Below are 14,329 nucleotides of genomic sequence, written 5' to 3'. Positions count from 1 at the left end.
AATCGCCGCGCCTACGATAACGATGTTCCGGTGTGCGACGCAAAACCATGCAGGCGACAGGCGTCGCAGCAGTCCAATGGCAAAACGTAACCGAGGAATCACCATGAGTCTTGACATCGAGGCAGCGCATCCAACGGTCGCCGCGCGCATCCACGGACTGGATCTGAGCCGGCCGCTGAGTGACACGCAGATCGAAGAGATCGAGCAGGCGAGCGGCACCTACCCGGTCCTGATCTTTCCGGGCCAGTACATCGACGACAGCCAGCTGCTGGCGTTCAGCGCGAATTTCGGCCCACTGCAGCCGGTCGTGTCGTTTCATACCGCCGTGGAGGATCACAGGCTCTCGCCGATGGTCTCCGACATTTCGAATCTCGACCGCGATAACCGCACGTTTCCCGCTGGCGATCGCCGCCGCATGAACTTTCTCAGCAGCCGTCGCTGGCATACGGACGGTTCGTATCTGCCGACGCCGAACCGCTATTCGATGCTGCTGTCCTATACGGTCGCCAAGCGCGGCGGGCAGACGCAGTTCGCCGATATGCGCGAAGCCTACGACGCGTTGCCCGAGGAACTGCGCGAGATGGTCGAGGACCTCGTGCTCGAGCACGACGTCATGCATTCGCGCGCGGTCGCGGGCTTCACGGAGTTCGACGAAGCCGAGCGCGCGCGCTTCACGCCGACGCAAAAGAAGCTCGTCCGCCGCCATCCGATCTCTGGGCGCAAGTCGCTCTATCTGTCCGGTCACGCGTCGCATGTGATCGGCTGGCCGGTGCCCGAAGGGCTCGATCTGTTGCGCGAGCTGACCGAATTCGCGACGCAGCCGCAATTCGTCTATACGCATCAGTGGTCCGTGCGCGACCTGGTGATGTGGGATAACCGCTCGCTCATGCATCGCGCGCGCCGGCACTATCCGGACACCGACGTGCGTGAGATGCACCGGGCCTCGACGATCGACGACCTGTCGTGGTCGCGTCCGAAGCACAGCGAGACCGTCGGGTAGGCGCAGCGCGCGCCGCTTCCCTCGCGGCGGACCGCACGCCGTCGTCAATCCGGACCGCAAGGTTCTTCCCCGCTCCAGCCGAGGTCATCATGCCGGGACCGCATACGCAAACCATCCTCACCGGTCTGTCGTTCGCCGAGGGCGCGCGCTGGCGGGAGGATCGACTCTGGTTCTCCGATCTCTATACCTACCAGGTGCAGACCATCGACCAGCAGGGACACACGCAGGTACTGGCGCAGGTGCCGAAACGTCCATCGGGGCTCGGCTTTCTGCCCGACGGCACGGCGCTCGTGGTGTCGATGCTCGACCGCCGGCTGCTGGCAATCAACGACGACGGCAGCACGCGGCTCGTCGCCGATCTGTCCGACGTGGCGGGCGGCCCCTGCAACGACATGGTGATCGACCGTCATGGCCGCGCCTACGTCGGCAACTTCGGCTACGACAAGAACAACGGCGCCGAGCCGCGGCTCACCCGCATCATCCGCGTGGACCCGGATGGCTCGATTCATCCGACCGGCACGGAAGTCAGTTTTCCGAACGGCATGGTGATCACGCCCGACGAACAGCATCTGATCGTCGGCGAAACCTTCGCGCACCGGCTCAGCATGTTCGATATCGACGCCAACGGCGATCTGCACAATCACCGCTATTTCGCGCAGATCGAGGGCTGCAACCCCGATGGCCTCGCGCTCGATGCCGAGGGGGCCGTGTGGGTCGCGGACCCGTTCGGCAAGCGCGTGCGGCGCGTGTTCGAGGGCGGGCGCATCGAGCGCGAAATCACCTTCGAGCCGGGGCGCGGCGCCTATACGTGCGCGCTCGGCGGCCCGCAACGGCGTACGCTTTACATCGTCACCAACACCTCCAGCGGTCCGCAGATGGCGCACCTGCGCGACGGCTGCATCGAAACCATCGAAGTCGACGTACCGGGCGCAGGCTGGCCATGAGCATCGAGGTATCCGCACGACATGTTCGTTGCGGCTCTGCGCGTGTCCCGTATTGAAGGAGTGTTCACATGTCCGATTCGAATGATTCCACGCTGGTCTGGTTGATCACAGGCTGTTCCACCGGCTTCGGCCGCGAACTCGCGAGCGCGGTGCTCAGGCACGGCTGGCGCGCGGTCGTGACTGCGCGCGACCCGGCGCAAATCGCCGCGCTCGCCGACGCGTTCCCACAGCAGGCGAGCGCGATCCGGCTCGACGTCACGCGCCCGGACGATGCCGCGGCGGCCGTCGCGCGGGCCGAAACCGCGTTCGGACGGATCGACGTGCTCGTCAACAACGCCGGCTACGGCTATCTCGCGGCCGTCGAGGAAGGCGAGGACGAGGAGGTGCGCGCGATGTTCGAAGCGAACTTCTTCGGCGCGGTCAACATGATCAAGGCCGTGCTGCCGTCGATGCGCGCGCGGCGCTCGGGTCACATCGTCAACGTGACGTCGGTGGGCGGCTTCATCGGCAACCCGGCGAGCGGCTATTACGCGGCCACCAAGTTCGCGCTGGAAGGCCTGAGCGAATCGCTCGCGCGCGAGACGGCCGAACTCGGCATCAAGGTGACTGCGGTCGAGCCGGGACCGTTTCGCACCGACTGGGCCGGCCGCTCGCTGAAGCAGACCCGCAAGCCGATCGACGACTACGCCTCGATCGCGGGCAAGCGACGCGTGCAGGTCGTCGAGCGCAGCGGCAAGCAGCCCGGCGATCCGGTGCGCGCGGCCGAGGCGATCATCGCCGCCGTGCGCTCGCCGACGCCGCCCGCGCATCTGGTGCTCGGGCGCAGCGGTCTGGAGATGGTTCGCGGCAAACTCGCGCGGGTGGCCGCGGATCTGGATACGTGGGAAGAGACCACGCTATGGGCCGACGCTCCGGCGGCATGAGCCCCACGCCATGCACCAAACGGCCACGCCCGGGCCGCGCACGGTCTGACTGACTATTACAATCACAAGACTGGATGGAGGCAATCATGATGAGGAGACGCAGATTCGTGGCGGCGCTCGGCGCGCCGGTGCTGCTGGGCTGGATGCCCGCGGCGCTGGCGGCATTTCCGGACGGCCCGATCCGGCTCGTGGTCGGCTTCCCCGGCGGCTCGGGCGAGGCCCAGGCGCGCATCGTCGCGAAGACGCTCGGGCAGATTCTCGGCCGTCCCGTGATCGTGCAGGGGCAGGGCGGCGCGGGCGGCAACATCGCCACGGCCTATGTCGCGAAGTCGCGCCCCGACGGCTACACGATGCTGCTCGGCGTGAGCACGTTCTTCGAGATCAATCCGCTGATCTACCGCACCCCCGGATTCAAGAACAGCGACCTGAGGCCAGTTTCCCTGCTGTCGGAACAGGAGTTCGTGCTGACCGTGCGGCCGCAGTTGCCGATTCACTCGGTGAAGGAACTGATCGAATACGCGCGCGCGAATCCCAACAAGCTCACGAACGCGACGGGCGGCCTCGGCAGTCCGCTCGACCTGTGCACGCGCGAGTTCATGTCGCGCACGGGCGCGAAGATTCTGAGCGTGCCCTACAAGGGCGGCGGCGAGGACACGCTCGCGCTGCTGAGCGGCTTCGCCGACATGATGTTCGGCAGCGTCACCGACGTGACCGGCAATATCGAGTCGGGCAAGCTGCGCGCGCTCGGCGTCACGGGCATCAAGCGGCTGAAGAATTTCCCCGACGTACCGACCATCGCCGAGGCCGGCGTGCCCGACTACAACGTCACGATCTGGACCTGCCTGTCAGTCCCCGCGGCAACGCCCGCCGACGTCGTGGCGAGGCTCCAGGATGCCTCCGCGAAGGCGATCGCGGACCCGGCATGCCGCGCGAGCCTCGAGCAGATGGGACTCTTTCCGCTGCATCTCGACGGCGATGCGGTCCAGCGCCGCATCGAACTGGAAGTGCCCATGTGGCGCGAGATATTCCGCAAGGCAGGCGTCGAGCCGGCATAGTCCTCATGACCGCGCGAGCGCAGGTGCGCATGAACGCGGTCATATGCGTTGTGAAAAAAAGTGGCTTGCGAGGTGTGCGCCCGAATGTGATCGTTCAGACACGCAACGGCGCGCTTTTTCACCTGACGATCCACTCGAGGACAACGCAAATGAGTCGACTTTATGGCAGCGGGGAATACACATACCGGATCGTCGAAAACTGGGCGGAGCTTCCTGATGGCTGGCGCTTCGGCGACGTGGCGGCGGTCGGTGTCGATCAGGATGACCAGGTATATGTGTTTCATCGCGGCGAGCATCCCGTCATCGTGTTCGATCGCGGCGGCAAGTTCCGGCGGTCGTGGGGCGACGGCATCTTCAAGCGTCCCCATGGACTGCATATCGGCGCGGACGGCGCCGTTTATCTGACCGACGACGGCGACCATACGGTGCGCAAGTGCACGCCGGAGGGCAAGGTTCTGCTGACGCTCGGCACACCGGGACTACCGGCGCCGTTCATGAGCGGCACGCCGTTCAATCGCTGCACGCATACGGCGCTCTCGCCACGTGGCGATATTTACGTGACCGACGGCTACGGCAACGGCCGCGTGCATAAGTATTCGCCCGACGGCAAGCTCCTCGGCTCGTGGGGCGAACCGGGCTCCGATCCGGGCCAGTTCAATCTGCCGCACAACATTGCCTGCGATGAAGACGGTTGGGTCTACGTCGCCGATCGCGAGAATCACCGCATTCAGGTTTTCGACGGCGAGGGTCGCTTCGAGACGCAATGGCACGACCTGCACCGGCCGTGCGGCATGTACATGCCGGCGGGCAAGTGCCCGCTGTGCTATGTCGGCGAGACAGGACCGTACTGGGGTTTCAACCGGGGCGCACCGAATCTCGGCCCGCGCGTGAGCATTCTGTCGAACGAGGGCGAGTTGCTCGCGCGTATCACGAGCACGCCGGCCGCGGGCACGGGGCCCGGACAGTTCCTCTCGCCGCATGGACTCGCGGTCGATTCGCGCGGCGATCTCTATGTCGGGGAGGTCGGCTACACGGCGTGGCCGTCGCTCTTTCCCGGCGTGCCGGTGCCCGAGCAGGGCCTGCGTTGTCTGCAGAAGTTCGAGCGGGTCGACGCCTAAATCTCACGCCGGTGCGTTGCTCACATCGGCGTCATTCCCGACTTCTGGAAGATCGAGCGCCACGCGGCGCTTTCGGTGGCGATGCGTTGCGCGACCGCTTCGCTCGTGCTGCTGACAGGGATCAGGTTGATCTGCGCGAAGCCCGTCTGCACTTCCGGGTCCGCCATCGTCTTGACGAGCGCCGCGTTGAGCCGGGCGACGATGTCGGGCGGCGTCGCGACGGGCACCGACACGCAGCTCCATACCGAGAACTCGTAACCGGGCACGCCGGCCTCCGCGATGGTCGGCACGTCCGGCAGATTCGCGAGGCGTTTCGAACCCGTCACGCCGAGCGCATGCAGCTTGCCGGCCTTGATGTTGCCCACCACGTTCGGAATGCCGCCGAACTCGAGATCCGTGAAGCCGCTCATCACGGCGAGCGTGTCTTCGCCGCCGCCCTTGTACGGCACCGGAGTCATCTGCACGCCGGTGCGCGACATGAACTCGCGGTTCGCGAGATCGAGCGGGCTGCCGGGGCCCGCGGTCGCGACCGTTACCTTGCCGGGATTGCGCCGTGCGTAGTCGACGAGCTCGCGCACGTTGGCGACCGGCAGTCCGGGCCTGGCGACGAGCAGGAACGGTTGCTCGGAGAGCAGGCTCACCGGCGTCAGGTCGCTGAGCTTGTAGCCGATGTCCTTGTAGATGAGCGGATTCGTTTCGAAGAACGTGCTCACGCCGAGCAGCATCGTATAGCCGTCGCCGCGCGCCTTGGCGACATAGGCCGCGCCGATGTTGCCGCCGGCGCCGGGATGCGCCTCGACGACGATCGGTTGTCCGATGTATTTGCCGAGCGTCTTCGCGACGAGGCGCGCCTGGGCTTCCTGGGTGCCGCCCGGAAACGGAATGATGAGACGGATCGGGCTGTCGGGCCAGGCCGCCCACGCGTCGCTGCTCGCCCATGCGGCCAGCACGGGCGCGCCGAGCGCGGCGAGGAAGGTGCGTCGTGAAGTCATGGCTGCGTCCCCTGTCAGGTCATCGCTTATGTCGCGGCCCGGTGTGCGTGTCGTTCGAAGCACTGCGAGGCGGGATGATCAGGCCATGCTATCGGCGGGTGCAAGGCATCTGCAAGCGAGATTAAGTCACAGGCCGCATCACAAATCCGGACCTGCAACAGGGCTACACATGCAGTGCTTTCACGCCGTGCGAGAGCAGCTTCAGGTCATACGGGACGTGCAAAAAAATCTCTTGCGACGGCTGTTCGCGACGTGTGACTGTTACGTATCCCGATGCATCGCGAGCGCTTCGCGCGCGGCGTCGATGCGAGTAACTGTCTGCGAGGATCGCACTCATGGCAACCATAGTTGGCGGCGGCGAATTCACCTACGAGACCGTGGATGGCTGGGCGAAGATGCCCACGGGTTGGGAGATGGGCGAAGTCGCCGCAGTGGGTGTCGATCGCCATGACAACGTCTATGTGTTCAATCGCGGCCTGCATCCGATGATCGTGTTCGATCGCAACGGCGAATTCCTGCGCTCGTGGGGCGAGGGCGTGTATGTGCGCCCTCACGGCGTGCACATGGGCCCCGACGACACGATCTATCTGACCGACGACGGCGGCAGCGCGGTCTACAAGTGCGACCTGCACGGCAAGACGCTGATGACGATCGGTCTGCCCGGCAAGCCGACCCCGTTCATGAGCGGCCAGCCGTTCAATCACTGCACGCACACGGCACTCGCGCCGAACGGCGACATCTTCGTGTCCGACGGCTACGGCAATGCGCGCATCCACAAGTACACGCCCGACGGCAAGCTCATCAAGTCATGGGGCGAGCCGGGTTGCGAGCCGGGCCAGTTCAACCTGCCGCACAACATCTCGTGCGACGAGGACGGCTGGCTCTATGTCGCCGATCGCGAGAATCACCGCATCCAGATCTTCGACAGCGATGGCCGCTTCGAAACGCAATGGCACAACCTGCACCGGCCCAACGGCATGTACATGCCGCGCGGCAAGTGCCCGCTGTGCTATGTCGGCGAAACGGGGCCGATGTACGGCTTCAATCGCGGCGCGCCGAATCTCGGGCCGCGTCTGTCGATCCTGTCGAACAAGGGCGAAGTGCTGATCCGCATCCAGAGCACGCCCTCGGCCGGCACGAACCCGGGGCAGTTCCTGTCGGTGCATGGCGTGGCGGTCGATTCGCACGGCGACATCTACGTCGGCGAGACGTCGTACACGTCCTGGCCGCTGCTGTTCCCGGACAAGCCGATGCCGACGCGGCTGCGCAGCCTGCAGAAGTTCGCGCGCATCGCGCCGCGCAGCGAAGCGCCGGTGCGGCGCTGATCTTCCATCGAGCCGGCAGGGGCACGCGCCCTCCGACGCTTGCGTTGTCACGGAGACCACCCATGATTGTCGAAGAACGTATCTACGATCTGCGCCCTAACTCGGCGGCCGAATTCGCCCGCCATTTCGAGCGCGAGGGCATCGCGATCCAGCGCCCGATACTGGGGCGGCTGGTCGGCTATTTCTATACCGAGATCGGGCCGCTCAACCAGATCGTTCATCTGTGGGCGTACGAGGACCTCGAAGACCGCGCGAAGCGGCGCGCGGTGCTCGCCGCCAATCCGGTCTGGCGTGAGTATGTGAAAGAGAACATCCATCCGCTGCTCGTGCGGATGCAGAACAAGATACTCGTGCCGATGTCGTTCTCGCCGCCGCTGCCGCCACTCTGGCAACCCGGCGACGAAACGCGACAGCAGCGGTGAGCTCAGGTGTCCGACAGGATCGAACCATCGGACTCTGCTCGCATCGAGGACGCTACCGGGCTCAGTGCGAGTTCGCGAGAGCGGGTGGCCCGCATCGCGGGCGCGCTGTTCGAGGCGCGCATGCGCAAGCAGACGCTGGCGGCGCTGCCCGATCATGAGGGGTCGTTGTCGCTCGCCGAGGCGATGGCGGTGCAGTACGAGGTCGGGCACCGGCTCGCACGCAAGGTTGCGGGCTGGAAGGCCGGGCTCGTGCCGGACGTGCGTTTCACCTGTGCGCCCGTATATGCGTCGGACGTGTTGCGTAGTCCCGCCGTGTATCGTCTGGCGGACGGCGTCGTCGAGGGCGAAGTCGAGACGGCGTTCGTCGAAGGGGAAATCGCCTTCCGGCTCGGGGCGGATCTGCCTGTACGCGCGCGTCCCTATCGGGAGTTCGAGGTGCGCGCAGCGATCGAAAGCTGCTGTGCCGCCATCGAGGTCGGCAATCCACGGATCGCCAATTTCGATACCGCGCCGCTGTCGCACAAGCTTGCCGACAGCATGGGCAATGGCGCGATCGTCTGGGGCAGCGGCACGCTGCACTGGCGCGATATCGATCCGGCGGCGCTGCGGGTCGTGTTCGAAATCGATGGCGTCGTGGCCGTCGATCGCATCGGCGGCGGCAAGGGGGCGCCGCCGCTGTCGACGCTCATGGCGCTCGCGAATGCCGCCGAGCGCCGGCTGCCGTTACGGGCCGGGCAGACCGTCATCACCGGTAATTGCACGGGCCTGAATCGCGCCGAGCGCGGCGCTACGGTTCGCGTGGTGTTCGAGGGACTCGGCGAGGCGCGGGTGCGCATCGACTGAAGCGGACCCCGGATAGCCGCAAGGCCACCTTTACCCGGAACGCTGCGGACTTCGCAGCGGTGCCGGGTCGAGTTCAAGGGTTCAATGCGGGGCGTCGATTCAAGGGCTCAACGCGCTTGCGGGTCATCCGCCGGCAGCTCCTGCAGCGGCGAAAAAGACATCGGCAGAAGAATCCTGCTCTGCTGTCGAAGCGAAAAGCCGCGCACTTTCGCGGCGTATACGTTCCAACGCGGATCGGCGGCCAGTCTCGCGCGACGTTCGGCGCGATCCCGGAAACTCTCGTAGGCCCATAGATGAACGATCTGGTTGAGCGGGCCGAGTTCAGTGTGGAAGTAGCCGACCAGGCGGCCCAGTATCGGCCGCTGGATCGCGATGCCTTCCTCCTGTACGAGCGCGACGTAGGCGGGCAGACGTCCGGGAGCCAGGTCGTAGGTGCGTTCTTCGATGATCATCAGGTGGTCTCCTCGCGAACGGGCGCCGGACGAACTCAGTACAGCCTCAGAACTGGTGGCGGATGGCGAAGCGCACCACGCCCTGGTGATTGACCGTCGAAGGCGTTAGAAAATTGAGCGCGGCGACGGCCGGCGTTCCATTCGAGTTCACGCCCGAAGCGGTTTGATACGACAGCACCATGTAGAGATCCGTGCGCTTCGAGAGCAGATAGTCGGCACCGAGCGAGTACTGGTTGTAGGTTGCACCCACGTCACCGCCCACCGAGGCGCGCCGCGTATAGCTGTATGCCGCCGAAGCCGACAGTGCCGGTGTGAACTGATAGCCGAAATCGCCTTCATAGATGTTGAACGATGCGCTTCCTCTCAATTTGGCCACCGCGCCGGCATTACCCGGATCGGTGCCGAGCCCGGTAAAGCGCGTGTTCGAATAGGTGCCGCCGAACCAGAAATTGCCGATCTGGTAGATGGCGCCCGCGGCCAGAATGTTGAGGTTCCCCGCCGACGCATAGGCGTTGTAGATCGGCGAGGTGATGGCGGCCGGCGCATTCGCGCCGTTGTTGTAGGCGGTGATGAACGGATCGCGCTGGTCGGTGTAGGCGATGGCAGCCTGCAGCGGACCCTGCGCATAGCCGATCCCCAGGCCCCAGCCTGAATTCTTGTGGAAGTTGCCGCCGACGCCGCCGAAGCTGTACAAACCGCCGATCGTGAAGCCGTGATAGCTGACGCTCTGGTACTTCAGCGCGTTGTTGACGCGGAACGTATTGTTCAGGTTATCCACGTCGCCCGCGTGTGCAATGAAGCCACCACCCCATCGGCTCGACGCGACGAGGTTGCCGCCGACGAAGTCGTACACCGTGCTGTACTGACGCCCGGCCGTCAGCGTACCCCACTGCTTCGAATCGATCCCGACGTAGGCGGCGCGGCCGAACAGCAGGCCGTTCTGGCCGAGCTTGCCGTTCGTGATGTCGAAGCCGTTTTCGAAGCGGAAGATCGCCGAGAGACCACCGCCGAGATCCTCGTTCCCTTTCAGACCGAAGCGGCTGCCGTACCACTCGCCGCTGACCATGTTGATCGTCTTGCCGCCGCCGGAGTTGCTGACGTAGTTGATACCCACCTCAGCGATTCCGTACAGGGTCACACTGCTTTGCGCCTGGGCGGCGCCTGCGGTCACCGCAAGCGCAAAGGTCGCCGCACACTTCATCTTCATTGAAGGTCTCCTGAATATTTCGATTTATGTGTCGATGCTTGAGTGCCACATTCATGAAGAGGTCATGGCCAGCCCACGCCAGGTACCTCGACTTCGACGGTTTCGATCCAGCACTCGCGGTGTTCCGCCATGCGCGGCCCGCTCGCGGTGTTGGTCACGATAAAGAGCGTGCGCCGCTCCTTGCCGCCGAGTGCGCACGTATAGGCGTCGCGTCCCGGCTCGAAGGTGATTTCGCGCTCGATGCGCCCGCCCTCGAACACGCGCCGCACGCGCTTGCCGAACGGGTCCGCGACCCACACGGCTCCCTCGGCATCGAGCGCGAGGCCATCGGGGTTGCAGCCCTCGATCTGCGCGAAATAGCGGTGATTGTGCAGATCGCCGTTGGCGTCGATATCGAACATGCTGAGCCGGTGCGCGAAGGTTTCGCCGACGATCAGATGCTGTTCGTCGGGCGTGATCACCATGCCGTTCGGAAAACTGACTTCCGTGCCGGTCGGATGAATCGAGCCATCCGGATCCACGCGGATGATGCGGGTGAGCCGCGGCTCGGCGCCGTTGTTCTTGTCGTAGCCGAAGTTGCCGACGTAGGCGCGGCCATGACGGTCGATCACCATGTCGTTGCAGGGGCCACCCGCCACTTCGGACAGATCGGCGACGAGCCGCGTGCTGCCGTCGCCGACGATCGCGAGCAGCCGGCGATCGAGCATCGACACCACGAGCGCCGTGCCGTCGGGCAGAAAGCCGAGCCCCGATGGACGTTCCGGCACGTGCGCGATCACCTCGGTGTGTCCATCGAGATCGACGGTCTGCACCTGGTGCGTATAAAAGTCCGAGAACCACAGTTCGTCGTCATGCCAGCGAGTGCCCTCGCCGAACGACAGACCCCTGAGTAGAACCTGTGTGGATGCCGTGCTTGTCATGCGAAGTCCCGGTTGACTGTGTCGCTTGCGCTGCTTTGGCGGATCGCCATTGCTGCTCCTATGCCTTCGATGCAACGGCGCGAACCGCTCGGCCCGTAGGGGCTGCGAAATGTCGTTGTCGTGGGGCGCAACCCTTGCTGACAGGGGACTTGAGCGTGGCGCAGGTCGTCCCGTAAGCAGGTTGTAGTCATGCTAGGTAAGGGCCCAGGCATCTACAAAGCGAGTTTTAGTCACACTCGATGTGACGAAAGAGGAGATCGGGCGATTTCGTGAAACCCGCTCGAAACGGGCAAAACCCAATGGCGGCGCGGTTCACGGCGCATTGGCTCAGGTGACGGCGCGGCGCGCGCCGCTGGCATGTCTTAACACGATGCTATATCCCACCGCTAATTTGGCATGCGACGAGACGAGTCATCCTCCCTAAGATTGGTCTGCATATAAACACAAACGGCATGGCTGTGTCCGCTCGCGGAACCGCGGCCTGCCCAGGCGAGCAACGCTTCTTTCTCCTGGAGTCGTCAAAGTGATGATCGGTCTGATCGGATTGGGCAACATCGGGCAGCATTTCGCAACGCGGCTGCTGGCGGCGGGGCATCCGCTCGTTGTCTACGACACGCGACCGGAAGCCGTCGAGCGTTTCGTGAAGCTCGGCGCGCAGGCCGCGGGTAGCGCACTCGATCTCGCGTCGAAGACGGATGCGGTGTTCCTCAGTCTGCCGCTGCCATCGGTCGTCGAGCAGGTGGCGACGGCGCCGGGCGGCATGATCGACAGCACCCGGGCCCGCGTCGTGGTCGATCTGTCGACGACGGGCCCGAGCGTCACCAACGCCATCGCGCGGACGCTCGCGCAACGGCAGATCGAGTTCCTTGGCGCGCCGGTCAGCGGCGGCACGGTCGCCGCCGAAAAAGGCACGCTGACGATCATGGCCGCGGGCCCGCGTCACATATTCGACGCGGTCGAGCCCTGGCTCCAGGTGATCGGCAAGAACCTGTTCTATCTCGGCGAGGGGCATGGCCTCGGCCAGACCATGAAGATCATCAACAACACGCTGTGCGCGGTCGGCATGGTGGCGAGTTGTGAAGCGCTCGTGTTCGGCGTCAAGGCAGGCCTCGATTCGGCGATCATGCTCGACATCCTGAACGTGTCGAGCGGACGCTCGTTTGCGACGCTCGAAAAGATCCCGCAATGCATCCTGCACCGCGACTTTCCGATGCGCTTCACGACGGAGCTGATTCACAAGGACATCAAGCTGTGCATCGAGGAAGCGGAAAGAATCGGTGTACCAATGTGGGTCAGTCCCGCCGCACGCTCGTTCCTCGCGTTCTCGATCACTCAGGGCGACGGCAACCGCGACTACGCTCACACGATCGAGCATTTCGAAAAATGGGCCGGCGTGCAGTTCGGCGCTGAACCGGATACGCCGGCCACGCCCTGACGGCAGAGGCCGCTCACGCGGCGTCGCGCCGTTTTTGCATCTGGAGAACATGTCATGTCGCTGATCAGAATCCGCAAGAAGCTGCTGAACATCGAGACCATCTATCACGAGGGCGGCCCTGACGCGCCTGTGCCGCTCAAGCTCGGCGCGATCGCCTGCGTGATCGCCAATCCGTTTGCGGGGCGTTACGTGGAGGACCTGAGCCCGCTCGTGCGCGACGCGCGCGAAATGGCCAACGAGATGGTGCCCGAACTGATCGCCGCACTCGGCGGCAACGACAGGATCGAGGCGTACGGGAAGGGCGCCATCGTCGGGCTGAATGGAGAACTCGAGCATGGCGCGATCTGGCATGAAGCGGGCGGCTGGGCCATGCGCGCCGTGCTGAAGGAGGCGCTCGCCATCGTGCCGGCGGCCAAGGCGGTGGCGACGGCCGGCTTTCGTTTGCAGGTGCCGCTGCATCATATTCGCGCGGCCTACGTGCGCAGCCACTTCAATACGATCGATATCGGCGTCGTCGATGCGCCGAGACCCGACGAGCTGCTGTACGTGCTCGCGATGTCGACCGGCAGCCGGATCCACGAGCGCCTCGGCGGCCTGCGGGTCGCGGAGATTTCGGTCAACGACGGGCAACGCTGAGGCTGGTCCGGGACGCGTCGCCGGAGATTTCGTCGCATGTTCAACCGCAGGCTTTGAAAAACCGTCCTATGAACGACGCCACTTCTGAATCGCGCACGCTCGCGGTTGCTCTCGTTCTCGTGTTCATTACGGAGGCGCATCGCGAGCTGGTGAGTCGGTCTTTCGAGCTGATCTATGCGCCCAATGCCGGTCTCGGTGCGGACCGCTCGAACGGTGCGCGTCAGATCGCCTCGCGCGGCAACGATATACAAGTCGTACTCACCAATGGCACGAACGGCATCACGATGCAGGAGATCGATGCGATGCCGAATCTGCGCATTGTCTGCACGCTTGGTGTCGGTCACGAGAACGTGCCGCTTGCGTATGCGCGCGAGCGCGGCGTCGTGGTTTGCAACGCGGCCAATACGAACGACGATTGCGTCGCCGATCATGCGCTGGCCATTCTGCTGGCCGCCGTGCGCGGCGTGCCGAAGCTCAATCGCCAATGCCGCGACGGTATCTGGCGCGACGATATTCCACGTCCGCCACACGTGTCGGGACGGCGCATGGGGATTTTCGGGCTTGGTGCGATCGGCCGCAAGATTGCGAAGCGCGGCCTCGGCTTCGACCTCGAAATCGGCTATTTCAACCGTACGCCGCGAACCGACGTGACGTACCGCTACTTCGACAGTCTGCTCAGCATGGCCGCCTGGTGCGACTTCCTGATGGTGGCGGTGCCCGGCGGCACGGCGACTTACCACATGGTCGACGAGACGGTGCTCGATGCGCTCGGCCCCGAAGGGATACTCGTGAACGTCGCGCGCGGCGGGGTCGTCGATACGGCCGCGGTGGCGCGCGCGTTGCGCGAAGGCCGTCTCTACAACGCGGCGCTCGACGTGTATGAAGGCGAGCCGACCCCGCCGTCGGAGCTGTTCGAGTTCGAGAACGTGGTGCTGACGCCGCATGTCGGTGGCATCTCGCCGCAGGCGATTCATGCATCCGTGGTGCGCTTCATCGACAACGCGACACGTCATCTTGCCGGACTGCCGCCGCTCACGCAGGTCAACTAGAGAGGCAA

General features: G+C 64.8%; 15 protein-coding genes. 11 read left to right on the top strand and 4 right to left on the bottom strand.

Features of this window, described 5'->3' with window-relative positions; translation table 11 throughout:
* Positions 1 to 103 precede the first annotated feature (103 nt).
* From CI15_RS20490 to CI15_RS20470, 5 genes are all read left to right on the top strand, one after another.
* A complete protein-coding gene (locus tag CI15_RS20490) occupies positions 104 to 1,000 on the top strand; it encodes a TauD/TfdA dioxygenase family protein (protein ID WP_062130299.1) in 897 nt (298 codons plus the stop codon).
* A gap of 89 nt (positions 1,001 to 1,089) precedes the next feature.
* A complete protein-coding gene (locus CI15_RS20485) occupies positions 1,090 to 1,944 on the top strand; it encodes an SMP-30/gluconolactonase/LRE family protein (protein ID WP_062130297.1) in 855 nt (284 codons plus the stop codon).
* Between the two features lie 68 nt (positions 1,945 to 2,012).
* Complete coding sequence (locus CI15_RS20480; RefSeq protein WP_062130296.1) at positions 2,013 to 2,867, top strand: oxidoreductase; 855 nt, start codon at positions 2,013 to 2,015, stop codon at positions 2,865 to 2,867.
* An 86-nt stretch (positions 2,868 to 2,953) separates the two neighbouring features.
* The gene (locus tag CI15_RS20475; protein ID WP_062130294.1) at positions 2,954 to 3,922 is read left to right on the top strand and encodes a Bug family tripartite tricarboxylate transporter substrate binding protein; all 969 of its coding nucleotides are present in this window, start codon (positions 2,954 to 2,956) and stop codon (positions 3,920 to 3,922) included.
* Between the two features lie 149 nt (positions 3,923 to 4,071).
* Positions 4,072 to 5,040 (top strand): peptidyl-alpha-hydroxyglycine alpha-amidating lyase family protein, encoded by a 969-nt coding sequence (locus tag CI15_RS20470; RefSeq protein WP_062130425.1) that lies wholly within the window; start codon positions 4,072 to 4,074, stop codon positions 5,038 to 5,040.
* A 20-nt stretch (positions 5,041 to 5,060) separates the two neighbouring features.
* Here CI15_RS20470 and CI15_RS20465 read toward each other — a convergent pair whose 3' ends face one another.
* The gene (locus CI15_RS20465) at positions 5,061 to 6,032 is read right to left on the bottom strand and encodes a Bug family tripartite tricarboxylate transporter substrate binding protein (RefSeq protein ID WP_062130292.1); all 972 of its coding nucleotides are present in this window, start codon (positions 6,030 to 6,032) and stop codon (positions 5,061 to 5,063) included.
* 335 nt (positions 6,033 to 6,367) lie between these two features.
* On the opposite strand from CI15_RS20465, the gene CI15_RS20460 reads away from it, so the two are divergent.
* The 3 genes from CI15_RS20460 (at position 6,368) to CI15_RS20450 (ending at position 8,622) form a co-directional block, all read left to right on the top strand.
* Positions 6,368 to 7,357: a peptidyl-alpha-hydroxyglycine alpha-amidating lyase family protein gene (locus tag CI15_RS20460; RefSeq protein WP_062130290.1), complete on the top strand. Its 990-nt coding sequence runs from the start codon at positions 6,368 to 6,370 to the stop codon at positions 7,355 to 7,357.
* Between the two features lie 62 nt (positions 7,358 to 7,419).
* Complete coding sequence (locus CI15_RS20455) at positions 7,420 to 7,779, top strand: NIPSNAP family protein (protein WP_062130288.1); 360 nt, start codon at positions 7,420 to 7,422, stop codon at positions 7,777 to 7,779.
* An 84-nt stretch (positions 7,780 to 7,863) separates the two neighbouring features.
* The gene (locus CI15_RS20450; RefSeq protein WP_062130286.1) at positions 7,864 to 8,622 is read left to right on the top strand and encodes a 2-keto-4-pentenoate hydratase; all 759 of its coding nucleotides are present in this window, start codon (positions 7,864 to 7,866) and stop codon (positions 8,620 to 8,622) included.
* Positions 8,623 to 8,729: 107 nt separating this feature from the next.
* On the opposite strand, the gene CI15_RS20445 is transcribed toward CI15_RS20450, so the two are convergent.
* The 3 genes from CI15_RS20445 to CI15_RS20435 form a co-directional block, all read right to left on the bottom strand.
* Complete coding sequence (locus CI15_RS20445; protein ID WP_062130284.1) at positions 8,730 to 9,074, bottom strand: NIPSNAP family protein; 345 nt, start codon at positions 9,072 to 9,074, stop codon at positions 8,730 to 8,732.
* A gap of 46 nt (positions 9,075 to 9,120) precedes the next feature.
* Positions 9,121 to 10,281, bottom strand: a complete 1,161-nt coding sequence (locus CI15_RS20440) for a porin (protein WP_062130282.1) — start codon at positions 10,279 to 10,281, stop codon at positions 9,121 to 9,123.
* Between the two features lie 62 nt (positions 10,282 to 10,343).
* Entirely contained in the window at positions 10,344 to 11,201 is an 858-nt protein-coding gene (locus CI15_RS20435; protein WP_062130280.1) for an SMP-30/gluconolactonase/LRE family protein, read from the bottom strand.
* 481 nt (positions 11,202 to 11,682) lie between these two features.
* Between CI15_RS20435 and CI15_RS20430 the strand changes: the two genes are divergently transcribed.
* The 3 genes from CI15_RS20430 (at position 11,683) to CI15_RS20420 (ending at position 14,321) form a co-directional block, all read left to right on the top strand.
* Positions 11,683 to 12,636, top strand: coding sequence for an NAD(P)-dependent oxidoreductase (locus CI15_RS20430; RefSeq protein WP_277621043.1), 954 nt, complete (start codon positions 11,683 to 11,685; stop codon positions 12,634 to 12,636).
* 54 nt (positions 12,637 to 12,690) lie between these two features.
* A complete protein-coding gene (locus CI15_RS20425; protein WP_062130277.1) occupies positions 12,691 to 13,272 on the top strand; it encodes an amino acid synthesis family protein in 582 nt (193 codons plus the stop codon).
* Between the two features lie 68 nt (positions 13,273 to 13,340).
* Positions 13,341 to 14,321 (top strand): 2-hydroxyacid dehydrogenase, encoded by a 981-nt coding sequence (locus CI15_RS20420; protein WP_062130275.1) that lies wholly within the window; start codon positions 13,341 to 13,343, stop codon positions 14,319 to 14,321.
* The last annotated feature ends 8 nt before the right edge of the window (positions 14,322 to 14,329 follow it).

This window comes from Paraburkholderia monticola (assembly GCF_001580545.1).
In the GTDB taxonomy this organism is placed as follows: Bacteria; Pseudomonadota; Gammaproteobacteria; order Burkholderiales; family Burkholderiaceae; genus Paraburkholderia; species Paraburkholderia monticola.
Note: the sequence above shows the minus strand (reverse complement) of the source record. Positions and strands in the feature narration are given on the sequence as shown.